This is a genomic window from Pseudomonas rhizosphaerae, assembly GCF_000761155.1.
Lineage (GTDB): Bacteria > Pseudomonadota > Gammaproteobacteria > Pseudomonadales > Pseudomonadaceae > Aquipseudomonas > Aquipseudomonas rhizosphaerae.
The window spans coordinates 3089301-3114490 of the sequence record NZ_CP009533.1; the positions used below are offsets into that span (position 1 = coordinate 3089301).

The 25190-nt window shown below is 63.2% G+C and carries 17 protein-coding genes and 2 tRNA genes; 5 read left to right on the forward strand and 14 right to left on the reverse strand.

Annotated elements, in window-relative coordinates; translation table 11 throughout:
* Positions 1-17: 17 nt before the first annotated feature.
* From LT40_RS13700 to LT40_RS13710, 3 genes are all read right to left on the reverse strand, one after another.
* Positions 18-908 carry a transglutaminase family protein gene (locus LT40_RS13700; RefSeq protein ID WP_043191112.1) on the reverse strand — a complete coding sequence of 297 codons (891 nt, stop codon included), beginning with the start codon at positions 906-908 and terminating at the stop codon, positions 18-20.
* On the reverse strand, positions 908-3394 hold the full coding sequence (locus LT40_RS13705) for a circularly permuted type 2 ATP-grasp protein (protein WP_043191115.1): 2487 nt from the start codon (positions 3392-3394) through the stop codon (positions 908-910). Before LT40_RS13705 ends, LT40_RS13700 begins: the two co-directional genes overlap by 1 nt.
* Before the next feature lie 72 nt (positions 3395-3466).
* A complete protein-coding gene (locus tag LT40_RS13710; protein ID WP_043191117.1) occupies positions 3467-5851 on the reverse strand; it encodes a transglutaminase family protein in 2385 nt (794 codons plus the stop codon).
* Between the two features lie 263 nt (positions 5852-6114).
* Here LT40_RS13710 and LT40_RS13715 point away from each other — a divergent pair, with 263 nt between their 5' ends.
* Positions 6115-7137 carry a hypothetical protein gene (locus tag LT40_RS13715; protein WP_043191119.1) on the forward strand — a complete coding sequence of 341 codons (1023 nt, stop codon included), beginning with the start codon at positions 6115-6117 and terminating at the stop codon, positions 7135-7137.
* Positions 7138-7191: 54 nt separating this feature from the next.
* On the opposite strand, the gene LT40_RS13720 is transcribed toward LT40_RS13715, so the two are convergent.
* The 8 genes from LT40_RS13720 to rnr form a co-directional block, all read right to left on the reverse strand.
* Entirely contained in the window at positions 7192-9492 is a 2301-nt protein-coding gene (locus tag LT40_RS13720) for a YgiQ family radical SAM protein (RefSeq protein WP_043191121.1), read from the reverse strand.
* A 222-nt stretch (positions 9493-9714) separates the two neighbouring features.
* Positions 9715-11112: a replicative DNA helicase gene (gene dnaB, locus LT40_RS13725; RefSeq protein ID WP_043193679.1), complete on the reverse strand. Its 1398-nt coding sequence runs from the start codon at positions 11110-11112 to the stop codon at positions 9715-9717.
* A gap of 114 nt (positions 11113-11226) precedes the next feature.
* A complete protein-coding gene (rplI, locus tag LT40_RS13730; protein ID WP_043191123.1) occupies positions 11227-11673 on the reverse strand; it encodes a 50S ribosomal protein L9 in 447 nt (148 codons plus the stop codon).
* Between the two features lie 21 nt (positions 11674-11694).
* Positions 11695-12591, reverse strand: a complete 897-nt coding sequence (locus tag LT40_RS13735) for a YybS family protein (RefSeq protein ID WP_043191125.1) — start codon at positions 12589-12591, stop codon at positions 11695-11697.
* A gap of 38 nt (positions 12592-12629) precedes the next feature.
* The gene (gene rpsR / locus LT40_RS13740; protein WP_008368574.1) at positions 12630-12860 is read right to left on the reverse strand and encodes a 30S ribosomal protein S18; all 231 of its coding nucleotides are present in this window, start codon (positions 12858-12860) and stop codon (positions 12630-12632) included.
* Positions 12861-12888: 28 nt separating this feature from the next.
* On the reverse strand, positions 12889-13314 hold the full coding sequence (rpsF, locus tag LT40_RS13745; RefSeq protein ID WP_043191126.1) for a 30S ribosomal protein S6: 426 nt from the start codon (positions 13312-13314) through the stop codon (positions 12889-12891).
* 299 nt (positions 13315-13613) lie between these two features.
* A complete protein-coding gene (rlmB, locus tag LT40_RS13750) occupies positions 13614-14375 on the reverse strand; it encodes a 23S rRNA (guanosine(2251)-2'-O)-methyltransferase RlmB (RefSeq protein WP_043191128.1) in 762 nt (253 codons plus the stop codon).
* Positions 14372-17011 carry a ribonuclease R gene (gene rnr, locus LT40_RS13755; protein ID WP_043191130.1) on the reverse strand — a complete coding sequence of 880 codons (2640 nt, stop codon included), beginning with the start codon at positions 17009-17011 and terminating at the stop codon, positions 14372-14374. The genes rlmB and rnr overlap by 4 nt, the downstream gene beginning before the upstream one ends.
* Before the next feature lie 226 nt (positions 17012-17237).
* Here rnr and LT40_RS13760 point away from each other — a divergent pair.
* The 4 genes from LT40_RS13760 (at position 17238) to LT40_RS13775 (ending at position 20410) form a co-directional block, all read left to right on the forward strand.
* Positions 17238-17324 (forward strand) — tRNA-Leu (locus tag LT40_RS13760).
* Between the two features lie 186 nt (positions 17325-17510).
* Positions 17511-17597 (forward strand) — tRNA-Leu (locus tag LT40_RS13765).
* A 246-nt stretch (positions 17598-17843) separates the two neighbouring features.
* Positions 17844-18860, forward strand: a complete 1017-nt coding sequence (locus LT40_RS13770; protein WP_043191132.1) for an extracellular solute-binding protein — start codon at positions 17844-17846, stop codon at positions 18858-18860.
* Positions 18857-20410 (forward strand): ABC transporter permease, encoded by a 1554-nt coding sequence (locus LT40_RS13775; protein WP_148308562.1) that lies wholly within the window; start codon positions 18857-18859, stop codon positions 20408-20410. Before LT40_RS13770 ends, LT40_RS13775 begins: the two co-directional genes overlap by 4 nt.
* Positions 20411-20515: 105 nt before the next feature.
* Here the strand turns inward: LT40_RS13775 and LT40_RS13780 are convergent, their stop codons facing one another.
* From LT40_RS13780 to LT40_RS13790, 3 genes are all read right to left on the reverse strand, one after another.
* Complete coding sequence (locus LT40_RS13780; RefSeq protein WP_043191134.1) at positions 20516-22450, reverse strand: methyl-accepting chemotaxis protein; 1935 nt, start codon at positions 22448-22450, stop codon at positions 20516-20518.
* A gap of 142 nt (positions 22451-22592) precedes the next feature.
* Positions 22593-23882: an adenylosuccinate synthase gene (locus tag LT40_RS13785; protein ID WP_043191136.1), complete on the reverse strand. Its 1290-nt coding sequence runs from the start codon at positions 23880-23882 to the stop codon at positions 22593-22595.
* A gap of 54 nt (positions 23883-23936) precedes the next feature.
* Positions 23937-25124 (reverse strand): ATP phosphoribosyltransferase regulatory subunit, encoded by a 1188-nt coding sequence (locus LT40_RS13790; protein ID WP_043191138.1) that lies wholly within the window; start codon positions 25122-25124, stop codon positions 23937-23939.
* Positions 25125-25190 lie beyond the last annotated feature (66 nt).

Below are 25190 nucleotides of genomic sequence, written 5' to 3' on the forward strand. Positions count from 1 at the left end.
CGCTGTAAAGATTCGGCTCACGCCATCGGCAGCACAGTCACGCGCACCTCGGGATCATGCCCGCCGCCGCCCAGAATCACTCCACGCAGTGGCGACACGTCGCTGAAATCACGCCCCCACGCCAGGGTGATGTGTTCCAGGCCCGGCTGGACATTGTTGGTCGGGTCGAAGTCGACCCAACCCAGCACCGGGCAGAACACCGACACCCAGGCATGGGAAGCATCGGCGCCGATCATCCGCGGTTGCCCCGGTGGTGGCTGGGTCAGCAGGTAGCCGCTGACGTAACGCGCCGCCAGGCCGCGCGAACGCAGGCAGGCCAGCATCAGGTGAGCGAAGTCCTGGCACACCCCACGGCGGTTTTCCAACACCTCGACCAAGGGTGTCGCCACCTGAGTGGCCGTGGCATCGAAGGTAAACTCGCTGAAAATCTTCTGCATCAGCGCTTGCGCACCTTCCAGCATCGGCCGGCCAGGCACGAAGCAGCTTGCCGAAAACGCCACGAAGCTTTTCTTGAGGCGTACGTAAGGGGATTCGAAACGGTAGCGACAGGCTTGCAGCACGTCTGGCGCCACCGGCCGGCCGCTGTAGCAGAAAGCGTCGCGGGTGAATTCCCAGGCCGGCGAGCGAGCGAACTGCAGCGGCGTTCGGGGCAGTACCTCGACGTGCAGGCGAGCACCGACTTTGAGCTCGTCGTGGGGACGTTCGAAAGCCAAGCGTGTCAGCGGATTGCCGAACACGTCGAGTTCGTCGGTGCGTCGGGTCGGCTCCGGACTGATCTGCAACGCCTGCTCATGGCATACCTGCCAGGCACAGGGCCTGGGCCACAAGTGCGCCAGCTGCTTGGCCAGTGACACCGGGCTGTCGTAGCAATAGCGGGTGTCGTGAACGATCTGGTAATGCGCGCCCATTACACCGACACCGTTTGCTGACTGACATCATCGACATGGACGAAATGGCGCAACGCCAGACGGTCCGAGACCTGCACGCTGACGCTGGCAATGTCCTGCAACAGGCTGCGCAGACCATCGAGCACGGCGCGCACGCTGGCTTCGCCGAACAGTGCGTTTTCCAGGGTGCCCAGATCGAACCGGGCCACGCGCTCGATGAGCGGCTCCAGGGCGCGATCCACCGGCATGTCGAATTCATCGCTCAGGCGGCGCACGGCACGCGCGACCAGCTTGAGCTGGAACAACACGGCATGGGGGTTCTGGGCATCGAGCAGAAGCAGATCGAGCACCGGGATCAACTGCGGCACGGCCAGGTAGCGCGAACGGTAGGTAATACTGCTGTTGCCCAGTTCGAGCAGCCAGTCCAGGCCGGCTTGGTCATCCACTGCATCGCTTGCCAGGAACGCCGACAGGCCATTGCTGAGAAACTGCAGGCGCTCGATACGCCTTCCGATCATCAGAAAACGCCAGCCTTCGTCGCGGGTCATGTCGTCCAGGGCGAAACCGGACAGCGCGGCCAGGTTCATCACCAGCCGATTGAGGAAATCGAGCAGCTCGCCCAGGTCCGGCACTTGCGTTTCCAAGGCCAGGGACTCGCGCTGCAGTTCGCCCAATGCCTGCCAGTTCTCGCGCGACAGCTTGCTGCGTACCTGGAACGCCGCCCACTGCAGGCGTTGCAGGTTGGCGCGCAGACTGAACGCCCAGTCTTCGCCACGCAGCGCCATCAACAAACGCTCGCGCAGGTCGCCTTCTTCGGGCAGCAGGTTGAGGTTCTCGGCAAGATCGACCGCGGCCTGCAAGGCATGGGGATCGTCGCCATCCAGATAGCGGCCGAGAATGATCCGCAGCAGTCGCGCGCTGCCGTCGCAACGCTCGCAGTAACGGCCAAACCAGAACAGATTTTCCACCACCCGCGAAGGCAGGTAGGGGTCCATGCGCACCAGGTCGTGGGCGCCGATGGTGCGTTGCGCCCGCCACTGCTCGCCAACCGGGGCGTGCTCGCCCAGCACCCAGGTGTCCTTGCTGGCCCCGCCGTGCTGCATCGACACCACTTCGGCATCGGCATCCGTGGCCACGCGGGTCAGGCCGCCGGGCAATACTCGATAACCGTCGGCGGCGGCGACTGCAAACACGCGCATGCCGATCGCCCGTGGCTGCAGATGGCCGCCCTGGCAATGCCAGACCGGTGCCTGGGACAGCTGCGCCATCTCCTGGGCCACATAAGCATAGGGCCGAGCCTGAATGCGTTCGGTCAACGCCTGGCGCTGGATGGTGTTCAGGTCGCGACCGAACACCGGGCCGAAGTTTTGCGAGGGGAAGGCCGGCTTGATCACCAGCTCGTCCAGGCGCTCGAGGGCTTGTGCGAGCACCGGCGGTTCGCCGCACCACCAGGTGGCGATCGACGGCAGGATCAACGTTTCGTCGTACAGGTGCTCGCAGATCCGCGGCAAAAACCCGAGCAGCCCAGGCGATTCGAGCACACCACTGCCCAGCGCATTGGCCACCATCACGTTGCCCTGGCGAACCGCGTCCAACAGGCCGGGGACACCGAGGGCCGAATCGGTACGCAGCTCCAGAGGATCGCAGAAATCGTCGTCCAGGCGACGCATGATCGCATGCACCCGCCGCAGGCCGCTCAAGGTCTTCAGGTACACCGTGGCCTCGCGCACGGTCAGGTCACTGCCCTCCACCAGCGGATAACCCAGCTGACGCGCCAGGTACAGGTGTTCGAAATAGCTTTCGTTGAAACGCCCCGGTGTCAGCAGCACCACCAGCGGCGTCTCCTGGGCGCCGGGTGCCAGGCGGCTCATGGTGTCCTGCACGGTCCGGAAGAAACCGGCCATGTGCTCGACCTTGAGGTCGCGGTACAACTCGGGAAACGCCCGCGACAGGCTCATGCGGTTTTCCAGTGCATAGCCGGCGCCGGAAGGCGCCTGGGTGCGGTCGGCGGTCACCCACCAGCGGCCATCGGGCGTGCGCGCCAGATCGGCGGCATACAAGTGCAGGAAGGTGCCTTGCGGTGGCCGCATGCCTTGGCACGGCCACAGGTAGTTGTTGTGTCCGAAGATCAGCTCGGCAGGCAACAGGCCCTGGGCGATGAGCGTCTGTGGACCATAGATATCGGCCAATACCGCATTGAGCAAGCGGGCCCGCTGGGCGATGCCGGCGGCCACCTGACGCCATTCGTGGGCCGGAATGATGTGCGGCAGCAGGTCCAGCTCCCACGGCCGATCGGCCCCCTTGGGGTCGGCATAGACGTTGTAGGTCACGCCGTTTTCCTGAATCTGCCGGGTCAGCGAGGCCTGGCGCTGCGACAACTGCCCCGGTGCACTGCGCTGCAACTGCTCGAACAGGCGCCGCCAATGCGGCCGGACGCCGCCATCGGCTTCGAGCATTTCATGATAGGACCCGCCGGACAGCGGGTATCGATCAAGCAGGTCAGACATGGCAAAGCTCGGGAGCGGCGTTGAGAAGAACGATTATCGCAGCCTGCACGGTGCACGGATACCGTCCAAGGGTCACACCCCACCCGGTGGGACGCGGCGCATGTCCAGGGTCATCGGCCAGTCATCGTCGACCTTGAGCGGTGGCAGAACTGTCTGGCCAGGGCTGTGGCCGATCCGGAAGAACCGCGCCAGCCGCCTGCTCTCGGCTTCGTTGGCATTCACCGGAAGGCTTTCGTAGTTGCGGCCACCGGGGTGGACCGCATGATACTGGCAGCCGCCCAGCGAGCGCTGCGTCCAGGTATCGACGATGTCGAAGGTCAAGGGCATATCGACTTGATCGGTAGCGCGCTCGCCAAGGTCCGGCTGCCAGGCACGGTAACGCACCCCGGCGACGAACTCGCCGGCACGGCCGGTCGCGGTCAACGGCAATGGCCGGCCATTGACGGCAATCCGGTACCGATCCGCCAGCAAGCCGCTGACCCGAACTTGCAGGCGCGCAAGGGATGCGTCCGGCGACTGCGGCGTGCCGCTGGCACTGCCGCGTCCGGGGCCGGGCTCCAGGGCGTGGCGCAGCTCCAGTTCGATACTTTCGACAGCGTAGTCACCCATCATGGGAAAGCGGAACGCCAGCTGTGCGGCAAACCACTGGCTATCCATCGCATAGCCCGCCGCGTTGAGATCGCCGATCACTTCGGCAAAATCGCGCTCGATGAAATACGGCAGCATGAAGCGGTCGTGCAGTTGCGAGCCCCACCGGGTCAACCTGGCCGGTGCGTAAGGCGTGCGCCAGAAACGCGCGACCAGGCTGCGCAACAACAGTTGCAGAGCCAGGTTCATGCGCGCATGGGGCGGCATTTCCAGCCCCTGCAACCGCAGCACGCCCTGGCGTTCGCCCGGCCCGTCGCCCTCCAGCTGGGCGATGCAGAACTGCGCGCGGGCAGGATCACCCGTCACATCCACCAGCAGGTGACGCAACAGGCGATCGATCAGCCCCGGCGGGCATGACATGCCGGGTGCGGGCACTTGCGCCAGGGCGATCTCGAGTTCGTACACTGCATCGCTGCGCGTCTCGTCCACTCGTGGGGTTGGCCAGGCCGTGCCACTGAACAGGTAGGTCAACGCTGGGTGGTCATGCCAATAGCCAATCAGGCTGCGCAGCAGGTCGGGCCGACGCAGGAAGGGTGAGTCCTGCGCAGTTGTACCGCCAAGCAGCAGCGGATTGCCGGCGCCGGTACCGCTTTGCCGACCGTCGATCATGAACCTCTGGGTCCCCAGGCGGTTCAATCGGGCCTGCTCGTAAAGGTCACCGACCTCCTCGACCGACTGCGCCCAACTCGTCGATGGCGGCATGTCAGCCTTGAACACGCCAGACGTCGAAGTGGCACTGAACCGGCTGGAGGGCAGCTCGATTCCAGCCTCCCGTGGTACGGCATCGGCAGTGTCGATGGCCACGAAGCTGGGCTCGCTGCCGATGCTCAGGCGCACATCCAGCGCGTGCAGTTCGGCATCGACGCGCCGCCCCAACGCCTGCATGTCCGCCCATTGCTGCTCGCTGACCGGCCAGGTGACTCGCGGCGTCTGCCAGATGCGCTGCACCGACATGTGGTGCGAGAACGTCACCTCGCACGGCTCCACCCGCCCGCTGATCGGTGCCGCCGACGAAGGCTCCGGGCTGCAGGCCAAGGGGATATGGCCTTCACCGGCGAACAGACCGGACGTGGCATCCAGGCCGATCCAGCCGGCACCGGGCAGATACACCTCGCACCAGGCATGCAAGTCGGTGAAATCGACATCGGTACCGGATGGACCGTCCAGCGCCTGCTCGTCGGCGACCAGCTGGATCAGGTAGCCGGACACGAAGCGCGCCGCAACCCCCAACCTTCTCATCAACTGCACCAGCAGCCACGCAGAGTCGCGGCACGACCCGGCCCCGGTAACAAGGGTGTGCTCGGGCGTCTGCACGCCCGGCTCCATGCGCAGCAGGTAGCGGATGTCCTGGCTCAGTTGCTGGTTGAGCCTGACCAGAAACTCGATGCTGGGAATGGGCGTGCGGTCGATGCCGTCCAAGTACGTTTGAAACCTGGGCGTCAGGGCCAGGGTTTCCAGATAAGGGGCCAGCTCGTGCTGTTCCTCCTCGGTGTACGCGAAGGGAATCTGCTGTGCGTGCGGTTCGAGAAAGAAATCGAAAGGGTTGAACACGGCGATCTCGGCCACCAGGTCCACCTCGATGCGCAGCTGTGTGGCTTTCTCCGGAAACACCAGGCGGGCCAGGTAGTTGCCTTGAGGGTCCTGCTGCCAATTGATGAAATGCGCCTGCGGCAACACCTTCAAGGCATAGGAAAGCACTCGCGTGCGGCTGTGCGGCGCCGGGCGCAAGCGCACCACTTGAGGGCCGACATCGATGGCGCGGTCGTAGTGATAATGCGTGACGTGGTTCAGTGCGACATGAATCGGCACGGCGTGCCTCCTGCGAGCCTGGGCGTTGGAGATACCGCGCAAGACTTATGCCATCGAGGGCAGCTGCGGCAACGGCCTCCGGCGTGCCCGTGGGTCTGGCACCGGAAGGTACTGCGCCCCTCGGGGTTGCTTCCCATGGTTGCTCCTCATGGGTTGTAGCAGCGTCGCACACATTGAGCGCGCCGTCTTGCGATAAACATGTATCGCCGTGCCGCTGGGTCGCCACCCTAGATTGGATGCTTCATTCATCACGGAGCATCCACATGAGCACACACGACGAAACGTCCGAATTCGAACCGCTGCCGACACCCGAAGCAGCACGACAGGAGCCGCAGTTCGATACACGCGAAACCTGGCAGACCTATCAGCGAGAGCACTACAAATGGCGTACCGGCCTGGACAACGTCAACGATGCCGACATCCCTGAAGACGAAGGCGACCTGCCGCCGCCCAGTGCCGGCGACATCGCGCTGGAGGTGGGTTTGGGCCTGCTGGGCTCCGGTCCCGGCGCACAGGTCGGTCGAGTTACCCGGCCAGGCGTGGGCCGCGCACCGCTGCGGCCCTCGACGCCGCGTCCACTTGGGCCAGGCAAGCCGATTGCGGCCGTACTGGCAAAGCCGGCGCCGGCGCGCAATGCCTTCAAGCTCAACGCCAAGTTGGCCAATGCTCTGCGCAAGCTCAGCGCCGCCGGTCGAATCAACGCTGGCGCCAGTGCAGCCGACGACTTGCCTCCCGTGCGCAGTTCAGGCGATATCTCCTTTCTCGAAGCCTTGCTGCAGCAGCGCGCCAACAGCAATGCCCGGGCCATCGGTCAGATCGAAACCACCGCCGAGATCAAGGCCATGGATTTCCAGGTGCCTGAACGTATCTTCCGCGGCCATCAGGGCAATACGGCGCAAGAGATTCCTCAGACCGGCCTGCAGCGCGCCCCGGGTGGGCGCCTGGAAGGTGACGACTACCTGGCGGCGATCATCAAGCACACGGCTCGGCAAGGGGGCAGTGCCGGCGAGGTCCTGTCGCTGAGTGCCGACAAGGCCGTTGCCAGCAGATTCGCCAAGGGCCGAGGGGTGCCGGTGTTCGAAGTCGATACCACCCACGACCCGAAGGCGTATCGCACCATCGGCGACATCCTGCTGACAGACGCCGAGCGCTTGATACTGGCCAGGAAAGTCACGCGCGCGACCGTGCTCAAGGCCGTCGACAATATCGGCGTGCATCAGGAAGCGGAGGTGTTCTATGTGAAGGGCGACATTCCCGCCACCCACGTGGTGGGCGTGGCTGGCTGAACGCTCCGGCAGCGCCCCTGGGCTGCAGGGGAGCAGCCCAGAGGTAGTCCAGCGTCAGCGCGGTACGACTGGCTGCCGCGTTGGCTTCTTGCCTTTGCCAGGCTTGGCCGCCTGCTGGCGATCACGGGCAGCCTGCTTGCTGCGGGCTTCGGCGGCAGCCTTGGCCTGCTCGCGCTTGTCCCACGGCTTGGAGCCGTCGCTGGCACGCGGCGGCAACCCGGTGTGCTGGGTCAGGATGCGCGTTTCCTTGGCCACCTTGTGGCTGCCGGCCGGCGTGGAGTTCTTGCGCCGCGCACTCTGGTAGGTGTCGGTGGCCGGCTGATGCAACGGAATCAGCTGGTTTTTCCCCGGACCGATCAGGTCGGCGCGGCCCATGCGCTCCAGCGCTTCGCGCAGCATCGGCCAGCCCTTGGGATCGTGGTAGCGCAGAAACGCCTTGTGCAGACGGCGCTGCTCCTCGCTCTTGACGATGGTCAGGTTATCGCTTTTGTAGGTGACCTTGCGCAGCGGGTTCTTGCCCGAGTGGTACATGGCTGTGGCCGAGGCCATCGGCGAGGGGTAGAACGCCTGCACCTGGTCGGCACGGAAGCCGTTGCCCTTGAGCCACAGTGCCAGGTTCATCATGTCTTCATCGGTGGTGCCGGGGTGGGCGGCGATGAAGTAAGGAATCAGGTACTGCTCCTTGCCCGCCTCTTTCGAGAACTTCTCGAACATGCGCTTGAACCGATCGTAGGAGCCGATGCCCGGCTTCATCATCTGGTTCAGCGGACCTTCCTCGGTATGCTCCGGGGCAATCTTCAGGTAACCGCCGACATGGTGGGTCACCAGCTCCTTCACGTACTCCGGCGACTCGACCGCCAGGTCGTAGCGCAAACCCGAAGCAATAAGGATCTTCTTCACCCCCGGCAATGCCCGCGCACTGCGGTACAGCTGGATCAAGGATGAGTGATCGGTATTAAGGTTCGGGCAGATGCCTGGGAACACGCACGACGGCTTGCGGCACGCGGATTCAATTTCCGGGCTCTTGCAGGCAATGCGGTACATGTTCGCGGTCGGCCCGCCGAGGTCGGAAATCACCCCGGTGAAGCCCGGCACCTTGTCGCGGATCTCTTCGATCTCGCGAATGATCGACTCTTCGGAACGGTTCTGGATGATCCGCCCTTCGTGCTCGGTGATCGAGCAGAAGGTGCAGCCACCAAAACAGCCACGCATGATGTTCACCGAGAAGCGAATCATGTCGTAGGCCGGGATCTTCTGGTTGCCATAGGCCGGGTGCGGAACCCGGGCGTAGGGCATGCCGAACACGTAGTCCATTTCCTCGGTGGTCATGGGAATGGGCGGCGGGTTGAACCACACGTCCACTTCGCCATGGCGCTGCACCAGTGCACGGGCATTGCCGGGGTTGGTCTCCAGGTGCAGCACGCGGTTGGCGTGGGCATACAGCACGGCATCGCCCCGCACCTTCTCGAAGGACGGCAGGCGGATGACCGTCTTGTCCCGGGTCATGCGCGGGCTGGCCAGGATCTGCACGACCTTGGCTTCGTTCGCATCCTCGACGTTGCCCTTTTCCTGCTCGATGGCGCAGGCCTGGGTGTCCTGGGTGTTCACGTACGGGTTGATGATCTTGTCGACCTTGCCCGGCCGGTCGATACGGGTCGAGTCGACCTCGTACCAGTCCTTGGGCGTGTCGCGGCGAATGAACGCGGTGCCGCGAATATCGGTGATCTCTTCGACCTTCTGGCCATAGGACAGGCGCTGGGCCACTTCGACGATGGCGCGCTCGGCGTTGCCGTACAGCAGGATGTCGGCGCAGGCGTCGATCAGGATCGAATGGCGCACCTTGTCCTGCCAGTAGTCGTAGTGCGCAATGCGGCGCAGCGACGCCTCGATGCCGCCCAGCACGATCGGCACGTGCTTGTAGGCTTCCTTGCAGCGCTGGCTGTAGACCAGGCTGGCGCGGTCTGGCCGCGAGCCGGCCAGACCGCCAGGCGTGTAGGCGTCGTCGGAGCGCACTTTCTTGTCGGCGGTGTAGCGGTTGATCATCGAGTCCATGTTGCCGGCCGCGACCCCGAAGAACAGGTTCGGCTCGCCCAGCTTCATGAAGTCGTCCTTGGACTGCCAGTTCGGCTGGGCAATGATGCCCACGCGAAACCCCTGGGCTTCCAGCAGCCGGCCGATGATGGCCATGCCGAACGACGGATGGTCGACATAGGCATCACCGGTGACGATGATGATGTCGCACGAATCCCAGCCAAGCTGATCCATCTCCTCCCTGCTCATGGGCAGGAAAGGCGCTGGGCCGAAGCATTCGGCCCAGTACTTGGGATAGTCAAAAAGCGGCTTGGCTGCTTGCATGTCGATGACCGTATGAAAAATCGCGGGCGCGGAATATAGCACAAAAAATAACCAATTCCGATGGCTTTAGTCGGAAATAGGCGGCGGAGACATTTATCCGGTAGACCTGATAAACCGCAGTGACCCTTTCGCGGGCAGAGCCCGCTCCCACACGAAGCGGTGCTGTACGCGGCCCCTGTGGGAGCGGGTTCTACCCGCGAAGGGGCCGGACCTGCAGAATCACTACTCGTCGTCGTCGAAGTTGTAGCTGCCCGGCGCCAGGTTCTCGAAGCGGGTGTACTTGCCGATGAACGCCAGGCGAATGAAACCAATCGGGCCGTTGCGCTGCTTGCCGATGATGATCTCGGCGATGCCCTTGTGCTCGGTTTCCGGGTGATACACCTCGTCGCGATACACGAACATGATCACGTCGGCGTCCTGCTCGATGGCACCGGATTCACGCAAGTCGGAGTTCACCGGACGCTTGTTCGGCCGCTGCTCGAGCGAGCGGTTGAGCTGCGACAGCGCCACCACCGGGCAATTGAATTCCTTGGCCAAGGCTTTCAACGAGCGCGAGATCTCGGAAATCTCGTTGGTACGGTTGTCACCGCTGGAGCCGGGAATCTGCATCAACTGCAGGTAGTCGATCATGATCAGGCCGATCTCGCCGTGCTCGCGCACCAGACGGCGCGTGCGCGCACGCATTTCCGAAGGGCTGATGCCCGCCGTGTCGTCGATGAACAGCTTGCGATCGTTGAGCAGGTTGACCGCCGAGGTCAGCCGGGGCCAGTCGTCATCGTCCAGACGGCCCGAGCGCACCTTGGTCTGGTCGATACGCCCCAGCGAAGAAAGCATACGCATGATCAGCGAATCGCCTGGCATTTCCAGCGAGTACACCAGAACGGCTTTCTCGCTGCGCAACACCGCGTTTTCCACCAGGTTCATGGCGAAGGTGGTCTTGCCCATGGACGGACGGCCGGCAACGATGATCAGGTCGGCTGGCTGCAGGCCGCTGGTCTTCTCGTCGAGGTCGGTGTAGCCGGTGGACAGGCCGGTGATCGCCGCATCGGTATTGAACAGCGTGTCGATGCGATCGATGGCCTTGGTCAGCAGGTCGTTGACGCTGACAGGGCCGCCGGTCTTGGGCCGCGCCTCGGCGATCTGGAAGATCTGCCGCTCGGCCTCGTCGAGAATCTCGGCGGCGTTGCGACCTTGGGGATTGAACGCACTGTCGGCAATCTCGCTGCTGATGCTGATCAGCTGGCGCAACGTGGCCCGCTCGCGCACGATCTGCGCATAGGCCTTGATGTTGGCCACCGACGGCGTGTTCTTCGCCAGCTCGCCCAGATAGCCCAGGCCACCGACTTGAGTACCCTGCCCTTCCTTGTCCAACTGCTCGTGCAGGGTCACCACGTCGAACGGCGTGTTCTGATCGGCCAGCTTGGCGATGGCACGAAAGATCAGACGGTGGTCATGACGATAGAAATCGCCGTCCGAAACCTGATCCAGCACACGCTCCCAGGCATCGTTGTCCAGCATCAAGCCACCGAGCACGGCCTGTTCGGCCTCGATGGAATGCGGCGGCACCTTGAGGGCAGCGGTTTGCAGATCGTATTGCTCGGGAGCGGATATCTCGTTCATGGCCACTTGAAATTCGGGTTGCAAAAAACAGCTTCTCTACAAAAACAAAGGGCACGGCCTGTAAACAGGTCGTGCCCGATGTTAAACCGCCCGGCACCCGAGGTGCCAGCCGACTTATGCAGCTACTACGACAACACGTACGGTAGCTTCAACGTCGCTGTGCAGGTGCACGGCTACGTCGTATTCGCCAACGTTACGGATGGTGCCGTTCGGCAGACGCACTTCAGCCTTGGCCACTTCAACGCCGGAGGCGGTCAGGGCGTCAGCGATGTCGTGGGTGCCGATCGAACCGAACAGCTTGCCTTCGTCGCCAGCGGTGGCAGTGATGGTCACTTCCAGCTCGGCCAGTTGGGCAGCACGGGTTTCGGCCGAAGCCTTCTTGTCGGCAGCTGCTTTTTCCAGCTCGGCGCGACGCTCTTCGAACGCAGCCAGGTTGGCAGCGGTCGCAGCGGTAGCCTTGCCGAATGGCAGCAGGAAGTTACGACCGTAACCGGCCTTAACATTTACCTTATCGCCCAGGTTGCCCAGGTTGGCGACTTTTTCCAGCAGGATCAGTTCCATTTGGTATAAACCTCTTAACTTTTAACCTTCACCGTTCGCGGAATCGCTATCGGTGCCTTTCGGCCCGATTCGGCCGCGAAAATCAATCAGGCTGTCGACAATGGCCAAGACCACGAGCAACGGATAGATCAGCTGCATGAACAGCACGAGCGTGACGTACATCCCCACGAGCCAGAACCTGCCCAGCTTGCCCGCCTTGACCAGCCCATGCATCAGGGCCAGCCCGGCGAACACCAACGGTACGCTGCACAGCGGCGTTAGCATGGCCATCTGAGGTCCGAAGTTCGGACCGATGAGCATGCACGCCAGCAGCAGTACCGCTGGCCAGAGTGGAATGCGAATGGCGCGAAACTCGCTGCCGAAACCACCCGGGTTGTACAACGCCGCCTGCCAGTAACGCCCCAGCATCAGGGCCGCCACGCTGACGACTTGCAACAAGGCCGCTATCAGGCCATTGAGTACCGGTGCAATGAGGTTGCCAAGGTTTGCCCGCTCTTCTACCGACATCTGCAGGTAGAGACCACCGAGCATCTGCGGCAGGCGTTCGTTCAACGCCTGCGCCAACGCTTCGATGGGTTCGCGAAACACCACACCCAACAACACTCCGTACACCAGCCCCAGCGCTATGCTGGCCAGCAGCACGCGATTCCAGGCCCACCCCGCGCGCAACAGCGCCGCGAGCCCCAGCGCGCCCAGCAACACCATCAAGGTGCGCGGTTCGCCGAAATACCACCAGGCCAAAGCCGGCAGCAGGGCCCAGACGAGGACGCCAAAGGCGTCACTCATGCCGCGCCGCAGGTACACCAGGCACGCTGCGGCAGCACTCAACCAGAACAACAGCGGCAATGCCGCGCATCCGACCACTACCAGAGTGGCCTGCATGCGACCGCGCATGATGAAATCAGCCAGGGCACGCATGCGTATCTATCCTTTTACTACTTGTCGACAACCCGGTCTCAGCGGCCGTGGCTGTCGGTGTAGGCCAGCAGGGCCAGGAAGCGGGCGCGCTTGATAGCGACGGCCAGCTGACGCTGATAACGAGCCTTGGTACCGGTGATACGGCTTGGAACGATCTTGCCGGTTTCGGATACGTAGGCTTTCAGAGTGTTGAGATCCTTGTAATCGATCTCCTTCACATCTTCAGCGGTGAAGCGGCAAAATTTACGACGACGGAAGAAACGTGCCATGTAATAGGCTCCTCAAAAGGTCCGTGGATTACTCGTCAGCGTTATCGCTGTTGTCGCTGTTGTCACTGTCATCGCCATCGGCGCTGTCAGAGTGCTCAGGACGGTCACGACGCTCACGGCGCTCGCTGCGGTTTTCTTCTGCCTTGAGCATCTCGGACTGGTCGGTGACGGCTTCGTCGCGACGGATGACAAGGTTACGGATCACGGCATCGTTGTAGCGGAAGTTGTCTTCCAGCTCGGCCAGGGCCTTGCCGGTGCACTCAACGTTCAGCATCACGTAGTGAGCCTTGTGAACGTTGTTGATGGCGTAGGCCAGTTGACGACGGCCCCAATCTTCCAGACGGTGGATCTTGCCGCCGTCTTCTTCGATCAGCTTGGTGTAACGCTCAACCATGCCGCCGACTTGCTCGCTCTGATCCGGGTGGACCAGAAAGATGATTTCGTAATGACGCATGAATGCTCCTTACGGGTTGTAGCCTGCCGCCAGAGCGGTCAGACAAGGAGTGAATGACACTGTGGGTCTTGCCATGTGAGGTCGATAGATGCGCACGGGTGCGCCAGCCATCACGGCAAGGGGCGCAATTGTAGAGAAGGGGGTGGGGGGAAGCAAGGGGATTGGTGAATATTTGAACAGCGGTGGTGGCGACACCGGCTCGTAGGAACGGTCATCGGCCGCGAAGCTTCCACCGTGACCTTCAAGGTAAACCTGGGTGGGCTCTTCGCGGCCGAGGACCGCTCCTACGAGACATCACATCAGGCTTTTTTGCCGCTCGCCTTCAAGCCACGCTGCCGAACAGCCTCGAACAGACACACCCCGGTCGCCACCGACACGTTCAGGCTGCTCACACTGCCGGCCATCGGCAGTTTCACCAGGTAGTCGCAGTGCTCGCGGGTCAGGCGGCGCATGCCCTTGCCCTCGGCGCCCATGATCAGGATGGTCGGTCCGGTCAGGTCCTGCTGGTAGATCTCGATTTCCGCCTCGCCAGCGGTCCCCACCACCCACAGCCCGCGCTGCTGCAGCTTTTCCAGCGTACGCGCCAAGTTGGTCACGGCCACCAGCGGAATCACTTCCGCCGCGCCGCAAGCCACCTTGCGCACGGCCGGGGTCAGGGTGGCCGACTTGTCCTTGGGCACGATCACCGCCAGCGCACCGGCCGCATCGGCGGTCCGCAGGCAAGCCCCCAGGTTGTGCGGGTCGGTCACGCCGTCCAGGACCAGCAACAGCGGTGGACCTTCGGTGCGATCGAGCAACTCGTCGAGCATCGCTTCGCCCCACACCTGGCTCGGGCTGACCTCGGCCACGACGCCCTGATGCACCCCTTCGACCCAGGCATCCAGCTCACGCCGCTCGGCCTGCCCAACGGCTACGCGGTTCTGCGTGGCCAGCTCGACCAACGTCTGTACCCGTGGCTCGCTGCGGCCATCGGACAACCAGATCTGCTTGACCCGTTTCGGGTGATGGCGCAACAACGCTTCGACGGCGTGTACGCCATAGATCTTTTCCAACTGACTCATGACTTGGCCTTGGGTTTGCGGCTACCCGATTTCGACGGGCCCTTGCGATGCTTGCTCGTCTTGGCGTCGCCGCCGGCAGCACCGCCGCCAGCGCTGCTGCGGTTGTTGCTGGCCTTGGCCGAACCGCCCTTGGACGCATCGGCCAGCAAGGCCTTCTTCATTTCACGGCTCTTGCGCACCTCGGCATTCTTGGCCGCAGCATCGGAGGCGCGATAGACCTCGTCACTTTCGGCCTTGCGCTTGCTCGGAGCAGAGCTGCGCTTGGGCGCGGCAGCGGAGGTCTTGTCGGACGCGGTCTTTTCAACGGCAGGCGTGGTCGGATAGCTCTTGGGCTTGCCGGCCGGTGCGTCGGCCTTGCGGTTCTTGCGACCGATCGGCTGGTTGAGCGTCGCCTCGCCAATGCCGAAATCGATTTTGCGCTCGTCCAGGTCGACACGCATGACCTGCACCTCGACCGTGTCACCGAGACGGAAATTGCGCCCGGTGCGCTCGCCGGCCAGACGGTGGTGGATCGGATCGAAATGGTAGTAGTCGCCCGGCAGCGCGGTGACGTGCACCAGGCCTTCGACGAAGATATCAGTCAGCTCGACGAACAGGCCGAAGCCGGTCACGGCAGTGATCACGCCCGGGAAGGTTTCGCCCACGCGGTCCTTCATGAACTCGCACTTGAGCCAGTTGACCACGTCACGGGTGGCTTCGTCGGCACGGCGCTCGCTCATCGAGCACTCTTCGCCCAACTGTTCCAGCGCGGCTTCGTCGTACGGATAGATCCGCGCCTTGGGAATGGTCGGGGCGCCGGCACGCTTGACGTGCGGGGTGTCCTGCTTGGAGTGGATCACGCTGCGAATCGCCCGGTGCGTGAGCAGGTCGGGGTAGCGGCGGATCGGCGAGGTGAAGTGGGTGTACGCCTCGTAGTTCAGACCGAAGTGGCCATGGTTGTCGGCGCTGTACACCGCCTGGCTCAGGGAGCGCAGCATCACGGTCTGGATCACGTGGAAATCCGGGCGACCCTGGATGGTTTCCAGCAATGCGCGGTAATCCTTGGGCGACGGACCGTCCTTGCCCTTGTTCAACGACAGGCCGAGCTCGCCGAGGAAGGCACGCAGCTTCTCCAGACGCTCAGGCGGCGGACCGTCGTGGACGCGATACAGGGCCGGAATCTCGTGCTTCTTGAGGAATTCGGCGGTGGCCACGTTGGCCGCCAGCATGCATTCCTCGATCAGCTTGTGGGCATCGTTGCGGATCGTCGGCTTGATCTCGGCGATCTTGCGTTCGGAGCCGAAGACGATGCGGGTTTCCTGGGTCTCGAAATCGATGGCGCCACGCACGTGACGGGCCGACAGCAACACCTTGTACAGCGCATACAGCTGCTTGAGATGGGGCAGTACGTCGCCGAACTCGCCACGCAGGGCCTTGGCCTCGCTGGTGCGCGAGTGCTCGAGCATGGTGCTGACCTTGTTGTAGGTCAGGCGCGCGTGGGAATGGATCACCGCTTCATAGAAGCTGTAGTCGGTCATCTCGCCGGTCTTGGAAATGGTCATCTCGCAGACCATGGCCAGGCGGTCGACTTTCGGGTTCAGCGAGCACAGGCCGTTGGACAGCTGCTCGGGCAGCATCGGGATCACGCGCTCGGGGAAATACACCGAGTTGCCGCGCACCTGTGCTTCCACGTCCAGTGCCGAACCCAGTTTCACGTAGCTGGAAACGTCGGCGATGGCCACGTACAGGGTCCAGCCACCATTGAACAGGCGCAGCTTGCTCTTGGCTTCGCAGTAGACCGCATCGTCGAAGTCGCGCGCATCTTCACCGTCGATGGTAACGAACGGCAGATGGCGCAGGTCGATGCGCTTTTCCTTGTCCTTGTCTTCCACCTGGGGCTTGAGCTTGGCGGCTTCCTTGAGCACGGCTTCGGGCCATACGTGAGGAATGTCGTAGGTGCGCAGGGCCACGTCGATTTCCATGCCCGGGGCCATGTAGTTGCCCAGCACTTCGACGATGTCACCCTGGGGCTGGAAGCGCGCGGTAGGCCAGTGGGTGATCTTCACCCCGACGAACTGGCCGATCTTCGCGGCGCCGTGGCGACCAGGGGTGATCAGCACTTCCTGCTGCACCTTGGGGTTGTCCGGGGTCACGAAACCAATGCCGCCTTCTTCGAAGTAACGGCCAACGATGGTTTCATGGGCGCGCGACACCACTTCGACGATCACGCCTTCGCGACGACCGCGACGGTCCAGGCCGGAAACCCGGGCCAGGGCACGGTCGCCGTCGAATACCAGGCGCATCTGCGCCGGGCTCATGAACAGGTCGTCGCTGCCGTCGTCGGGAATCAGGAAGCCGAAACCGTCGCGGTGACCGCTGATGCGACCGGCGATCAGGTCGAGCTTGTCCACCGGGGCATAGGTGCCGCGACGGGTGTATATCAGTTGCGCATCGCGCTCCATGGCTCGCAGGCGGCGGCGCAAGGCTTCCAGCTGGTCCTCGGTGGTGAGGCCGAACTCGTCCACCAGCTCCTCGCGGCTGGCGGGAGAGCCGCGCTCGTCGAGGTGCTTGAGGATCAGCTCACGGCTGGGAATGGGGTTTTCATATTTTTCCGCTTCACGAGCGGCCTCGGGATCGAGGGTCTGCCAATCGGCCATTAGAGAGAATTCACCTTGTCTATATAGGCGTTAGTTTGGCATACGCGTATTGAAACGGGAAATTTCAGGCGCAGCCGACCACTTATAAGCCCTGCCCAGAGGTGGAAAACAGTGTCCGGGACGCCACTGAGGAATTTTAATCGATTTTTCTCACTACAGGGGTTTACAGCGCAAAGAGCGCTCCGTATAGTGCGCGCCATCGACAACGCACAGCGTTGCAGATGTTGCCCAGATGGTGAAATTGGTAGACACGCCAGCTTCAGGTGCTGGTGACCTTACGGTCGTGGAAGTTCGAGTCTTCTTCTGGGCACCAATTCAGGACATGAGATTACATCAATCTTGTGCCACTCACAAAAACCCGCGAAAGCGGGTTTTTGCGTTTTAGGCATCCGTCAGCCCGGTCGATGTTTTGAATTATCAAAATCAAAACAGGGGTTTACAGATCAAAAGGTCCGCCGTATAGTGCGCCCCATCAACGGCGTACAACGCTGCTGATGCTGCCCAGATGGTGAAATTGGTAGACACGCCAGCTTCAGGTGCTGGTGACCTTACGGTCGTGGAAGTTCGAGTCTTCTTCTGGGCACCAATTCTTCACAAGAACCCGCGAAAGCGGGTTTTTGCGTTTCTGGGATTCGTAAATTCGTCCTCTCTCACCGTGGGAGCGGTCCGTGGCCGCGAAACAGGCGACTTGGTGCCGCAGATACTCCACGGCGCACCCTTCGCGGCCGATGACCGCTCCTACGGTGGGCTCGAACGGCGCACGAGCACCTGAGAACCCATATCGTTTACAATTGTTTCAAGATTCCGCTGCCCTGCCGTAAGGAAGTAGTCCATGACGATACTCAATTTCCATTCCCTGCTGCGCGCGCTCGGGGCATGCCTGCTGGGCATCGTCCTGGCGACCCCGCTGGCCCAGGCTGCCGACAAGGTCGAGCTGACGCTCTACAACGGTCAGCACAAGGAAATCGGTGAGGCCATCGCACAGGCCTACGAGGCCAAGACCGGGATTCACATCAACGTCCGCAAGGGCAGCAGCAATCAACTGGCCAGCCAGGTGATGGAGGAAGGCGACCGCTCGCCTGCCGATGTCATCTATACCGAAGAGTCTCCACCGCTCTACAGCCTGGGGCAAAAAGGCTTCCTGGCCAAGATCGACGACACCACCCTGGCCATGCTCCCCAAGGAATACGTTGCCAAGGACGGTACCTGGATGGGCGTCACCGCGCGGGTTCGCGTAGTGGCCTACAACCCCAAGCTGATCGACGAAAAAGACCTGCCCAATGACATCCTCGAATTCGCCCAGCCGCAATGGCAGGGCAAAATCGGTTTCGTACCCACCAGCGGCGCATTTCAGGAGCAAGCCGTGGCTATCATCCAGGTTCATGGCCGGGACGTTGCCGAGGAATGGCTGACCGGGCTGCGCGCCTTCGGCAAGACCTACTCCAACAACATGGTGGCGCTCAAGGCCGTGGAGAACGGAGAAATCGCCGCCGTACTGGTCAACAATTACTACTGGTTCGCATTGCAACGGGAGAAAGGCACCCTGGAATCCCGCCTGCGCTATGCCCAGGAAGGTGATGTCGGGGGCCTGATCACCGTGTCGTCGGCAGCCGCCTTGAAGTCCAGCAAGCACCCTCGGGAAGCGCAGGCGCTGCTGGCCTATATGGCCAGCGAAGAAGGTCAGCGCGTCATCACCCAGGCTACCGCCGAATACCCTTTGCACAAGGGCATGGTCTCGGACCGCGGCTTGAAGCCTTTCCAAGAGTTGCGCGCACCCAACGTGACGCCTGCCGATATCGGCGCCGCCGACGAGGCACTGGACCTGGAACGGGACGTTGGCCTGAATTGATCACCCCCTCCGTCATCCCGGCGGTGCGACGCAAGCGCCCCTCGATCTGGGTGCTCGCACCGGTCCTGCTGCTGGTCGGGCTGAGCCTGCTGCCCTTGCTCTACGTGGGTCTAAAGGCGTGGCAGGCCGGGCTGCACGAAGCGATCAGGCTGCTGTGGCGACCCTACGTCCTGCGCTTGCTGGGCAACACCCTGATGTTGATGGCCGGGGTAACGGCTGCGTGCGTGGTCATTGGCCTGAGCCTGGCCTGGCTGCTCGAGCGCACCGATCTGGCGGGCCGACGCCTGTGGGGCGTGATCCTGTGTTTGCCGTTCGCGGTGCCCGCCTTCGTCAGCAGCTTCACCTGGGTTTCGCTGAGTTCCGGATTCGAAGGGCTGGGCGGCGCCATCCTGGTCATGACGCTGTCGAAATACCCGTTGGTGTTACTTCCGGTCGCGGCTACCTTGCGCCATCTGGATACCTCGCTGGAAGAGTCGGCGCGCACGCTGGGGCTGAACCGCACCGGGGTGTTCTTCAAGGTCACGCTGCCGCTGCTGTGGCCCGCCGTGCTGGGCGGGGCACTGTTGATCGCGCTGCACATGCTGGTGGAGTTCGGTGCGCTGTCGATCCTGGGTTTGCAGACCTTTACCACGGCGATCTACCAACAGTTCGAGCTGGAGTTCAGCAACACCAATGCAGCGATGCTTTCGGCGCTGCTGTTGGTGCTGTGCCTGTTGCTGTTGTGGCTGGAGCTGAAAGTCCGCGGTACCGCGCGCCATGTTCGTACCGGTCAGGGCGCGGCCCGCCGTGCGACGCCGTTGCAGCTGGGTGGCTGGCGCATAGTGGCGCAGTTGTATTGCCTGCTGCTGGTGGTCATCGGCAGCGGTGTACCGCTGGCCATGCTCGGCTATTGGCTGGTGAAGGGCTCGTCGGCCGCTTTCCCCGTGGCGGCCATTGGCGAGGCATTGCTGACCTCGCTGTCATTGGCGTTGGGTGGGGCGGCCCTGTGCCTGGCGCTGGCATTGCCCGTCGGCCTGCTGGTAGTGCGCCATCGCGGTCGCCTGGCGATCTGGGCAGAGCGCTTGCCTTACCTGCTGCATGCCCTGCCAGGGCTGGTGATCGCACTGACCCTGGTGTACTTCGCCCTGCACTATGTGCCGGCGATGTACCAGACCACCGGCTTGCTGTTGCTGGCCTACGCGCTGCTGTTCCTGCCCCTGGCGCAGGCGCCGGTGCGCACCGCTCTGAACAAGGCCGCGCCGCAACTGGAAGAAGCGGCGCGCACCCTGGGTGCTACGCCCTTTTCCGCTTTCTGCCGGGTGACGTTGCCCATCATCTTCCCGGCCATGGCCGCAGCCTTCGCGCTGGTGTTCCTGGACGGCATGAAGGAGCTCACTGCCACTCTGGTTCTGGCCCCTACCGGCATGACCACCCTGGCAACCGAGGTGTGGTCGCACACCTCGAACATGGAATTCGCTGCCGCAGCGCCCTATGCGGCCCTGCTGATTCTGATTTCAGGTGTGCCGGTGTACCTGCTCACGACCCGGATGTATCTGAACCAAACACGTTAGGCCCTCCTGTAGGAGCGGTCCGTGGCCGCGAAAAGGGCAACGCGGTTCGTCAGGTAGACCGCAGTGCGCCTTTCGCGGCCTATGACCGCTCCTACAGGCGGGCATCTAGGCACGGAATTGGCCCAGGCTGGCTTTCAGCTGGGCCGCGAGCTTGTCGAGTTCCCTGCTGCTGGCGGTGGTTTGCTGCACGGCGAACGCCGCTTTCTCCGCCTGCGCATGAATCACCTCCACCCTGCCCTTCACGGCTTGCGCGCCGCGCGCTTGCTGCTCGGCGGCCTGCGTGGCCAGGCCGATCGCCGAATGCACCTGCTCCACAGAGGTCTGCACGGCCTGCTGCAACCGCGCACTGTCGCGCAGCACCGCCAAGCCTTCGTCCGCCTGACGTCCGGCCTGGCCGATGGCAGCCACCGCCTCGCGCGCGCCAGCCTGCAACGCGCCGATGTGCGCCTGGATGTCGCCGGTCGAGCTCTGCGTCTTGCTCGCCAGCGCCCGCACCTCGTCGGCGACCACGGCAAAACCACGTCCGGTTTCTCCGGCCCGCGCGGCTTCGATGGCGGCATTGAGCGCCAGCAGATTGGTCTGCTCGGCGATCCCATGGATCACCGTCAACACCACTTCGATCTGCTGACTCTGCTCGGCCAAGCGTTCGATCACCTTGGAGCCGTTCTGCACCTGCCCAGCCAACGCCTCGATCAAGCCACCGACCTGCTGCGAGGCACGGGTGTTGTCATCCGTGGCCCGACGGATCTGCGCCACCTGCTGCAAGGCCGACTGCATCGCCTGGCTCTCGGCCTGAGCCTCGTCGGCCATCTGCGACAGGTCGTGCAGGCTCTGCGCCACTTCATCGCGCTGCAAGCGGGCAGCGTCGTCGGCACCGGCGTTGCGCTGGGCCATGCTGCCGATCTCGACCCCGGTCTTGTGCGCCACCTCGCCTGCTTCGCGTACGATGGGCTGCAGCTTGTCGACGAAACGGTTGACCGCCGCCGCCATGTCGCCAATCTCGTCGCGGCTGTGGATAGCGACCCGCTTGGTCAGGTCCCCCTCACCCGCCGCCAGGTCGTCCAGCGCACCGACCAGCAAACGCAGCCGGTGCACCACACGCCGCCCCAGGACTGCGGCCAGCACCACCAGCATCACCAGCCCCACCAGGGCCAGGCACAGCCCGATGCGCCAGCGCAACTGCGCCGCAGCGGCCTGCACCGTGCTGTGGGTATTGGCCTGCATGGTCGTCGCCGCCGATTCCGCCGACTGCAGACGCGCTTGCAGGGCCTTGGCACTTTCGGCCGAGGCGCCTTGCAGGCTTTCGCCCACCAATTGCCCGGCATTGGCGATCAGTGCGGCAAAACGCTTGTCCAGCTCAGTCACTTCGGCCTCGACGCCTGCACGCGACACGGCCATCAACACGCGACCGATCTCCACGCCATTGGGGCTGATCGAAGCCTCGACATAGATCACCGACGGATCCGTCTTGGCCGCATCAAGCACCTTGTCCAAGGCTCGCTCGCCTGCACCCTTGGCCAGCAGCGCCTGGTTGATCGGGTTGTCGCGGTTCAGGTAACGGGTCAGGTGCTCGCCCTGAGCATCGTTGTAGATCACGAACAGCACATTGGGATTGCGCTGGGCGCGGCGGGCGAACTCGGAAAGCGTCGGCACATCGTTGTCCCACATCGCCCGCGGCGCGACCGAAGCCAGCAGCTCGGCCATATCGGTGGCCGATTCCTGCAGGTCCTTGTCCAGGGTCGCTCGAATCTGCGCCTGCTCCTGGGTCAGTCGCGCCGACAAACCGGCACTCAGGCGCTGGCGGGTATTACCGGAAAGACTCTCCAGACCGGAGGACACCTCCGCGCTGGCGCTTTGCAGCTCGCCCGTCAGCCGTTGGCTGTCCTGGGCCATGCGCTGGTCCAGATCCGCCTCGAGCGCGGTCACCGTGCTTCGCGTGAGCGCAATGGCCGCCAGTACCTGCACCAAAAGAGCGATACCCAAGGCGATGAAAACCGGACGCAGCAAACGGCTGCGCAGAAGAGAAAGGACAGCGGACATGTGAATCCCCTTTTTATTGACGCCATCGTAATACTGGCACCTGATTCGGAATCACACAGCAAACGCCGTGCCGGACGGATGACCTGTCCCTGAAACGACAAAAGGCCCCGAAGGGCCTTTTGCTGTGATGCACGAACCGCTATCAGCCGAACGGGTGACGCAGCACGATGGTTTCGTTGCGATCCGGACCGGTCGATACGATGTCGATCGGTGCGCCGATCAGCGCTTCGACACGCTTGATGTAGGCGCGAGCGTTGGCGGGCAGCTCTTCCAGGGTCTTGGCGCCCACGGTCGATTCGGTCCAGCCCGGCACTTCTTCGTACACAGGCTGCAGGCCTACGTAGCTGTCGGCGTCGGTGGGGGCAACGTCGTTGCCGTTTGCATCTTTGTAGCCGGTGCAGATGTTGATGGTTTCCAGGCCATCGAGTACGTCCAGCTTGGTCAGGCAGATGCCCGAGATGCTGTTCACATCGATAGCGCGACGCAGGATGACGGCGTCGAACCAGCCACAACGGCGAGCACGGCCGGTGGTCGCGCCAAATTCGTGGCCTTGTTTGGCCAGGTGCGCACCGACTTCGTCGAACAGTTCGGTCGGGAACGGACCCGAACCTACACGGGTGGTATACGCCTTGGTGATGCCCAGGATGTAGTCCAGGAACATCGGGCCGACGCCCGAGCCGGTCGCAACGCCACCTGCGGTGGTGTTGGAACTGGTCACGTAGGGGTAGGTGCCGTGGTCGATGTCCAGCAACGAACCCTGGGCGCCTTCGAACATGATGTCCTTGCCGGCGCGACGCAGGTCGTGCAGCTCGGCAGTCACGTCCAGCATCAGCGGCTTGAGCAGCTCGGCGTATTCCTTGCACTCGGCCAGGGTCTTTTCGAACTCGATGGCCGGCTCTTTGTAGTAGCCCACCAGCATGAAGTTGTGGTAATCCACCAACTCACGCAGCTTTTCTTCGAAGCGCGGCATGTTCAGCAGGTCGCCAACACGCAGGCCGCGACGTGCGACCTTGTCTTCGTACGCCGGGCCGATGCCACGACCGGTGGTACCGATCTTAAGCTCGCCACGGGCTTTTTCGCGGGCCTGATCCAGCGCCACGTGGAAGGACAGGATCAGCGGGCAGGACGGGCTGATACGCAGGCGCTCGCGCACCGGTACGCCTTTCTCTTCCAGCTTGGTGATCTCGCGCAGCAGGGCGTCAGGTGCAACTACCACACCGTTGCCGATCAGGCACTGCACGCCTTCGCGCAGTACGCCCGAGGGGATCAGGTGTAGGACGGTTTTCTCGCCGTCGATCACCAGGGTGTGGCCGGCGTTGTGGCCGCCTTGATAGCGCACTACCGCGGCAGCATGTTCGGTCAGCAGATCAACGATCTTGCCTTTGCCCTCATCACCCCATTGGGTGCCCAGGACTACGACATTCTTACCCATAACACTTGTCCTCATTCGCGCAAACTTGGTGCCGGCAGCGGCCGGCAGGAAAACTCAAGAGGCCAGTGGCAGTACTTGCCATTGTCCGTTCTGCTGAATCAATTGACGGTCGCAATCTGCCTCGCCAGCAGCCTCGATCGTCTGGCCCGGCAGGGCCTGGACCACGCGCTGGCCCTCGCGGCGCAGCTGGCAGACCGCCTGCCACAATGCTGCATCGGTGCTGTCAGGCATCCACACGCCGCCGGACGGCAATTCGATCCGGGCTTGGCCCAAGGTAACCAGGGACTTGAGGTCCGTGGAAAACCCCGTGGCCGGGCGGGCGCGACCGAAGTCCGCACCAATGTCGTCGTAGCGGCCGCCCTGGGCGATGGACTGGCCCATGCCTGGAACGAACACGGCAAACACCACGCCGGTGTGGTAGTGATAACCGCGCAGTTCGCCCAGGTCGAAGTACAGCGGCAATTCTGGAAAACGCAACGACAAGCGCTCGGCGATTGCCAGCAGGTCATCCAGCGCCGTCAGCACTGCCGTCGGTGCATTGGCCAGACGTACCTTGGCCTGGGCCAGCACTTCACGCCCGCCACACAGTCCGACCAGGGCGCGCAGCATCTCGGCCAGGTCGGCTGGCAGCCCTTGGGTAAGGGCAATCACTTCGTCGATGGCCTTGCGCTGCAAGGCATCGAACAACTGTTGCTCGACGTCGCCCGACAGGCCCGCCGCGCGGGCCAGGCCGCGGTAGATACCGACATGCCCCAGATCCATGTGCACGTCTGGTACGTCGGCCATCTCGAGCATGGTCAGCATCAGGCTGATGACTTCCACGTCGCTGCTCGGGCTGGCATCGCCATACAGCTCCGCGCCCAGCTGGATGGGGCTGCGCGAGCTGGACAATGCTCGCGGCTGCGCATGCAGCACGCTGCCGGCATAGCACAGACGATTCGGCCCTTCGCGGCGCAGGGTGTGCGCATCGATACGCGCCACCTGAGGCGTGATGTCGGCACGGAAACCCATCTGCCGGCCCGATTGCGGGTCGATCACCTTGAAGGTGCGCAGATCAAGGTCCTGGCCGGCGCCGGTCAGCAGCGACTCGAGGTATTCGATGTGCGGGGTCACGACGAACTCGTAACCCCAGCTCTGGAACAGGTCCAACACCTGGCGCCGCGCGACTTCGATGCGCGCAGCCTCAGGCGGCAGTACTTCTTCGATGCCATCTGGCAGCAGCCAGCGGTCTACCGTTGCCATTACGCCTTTCCCCTATGATCCGGGTGGCCTGCCGTCGGGCTAGCCTTGAGTGAAGCAGAAATCGCC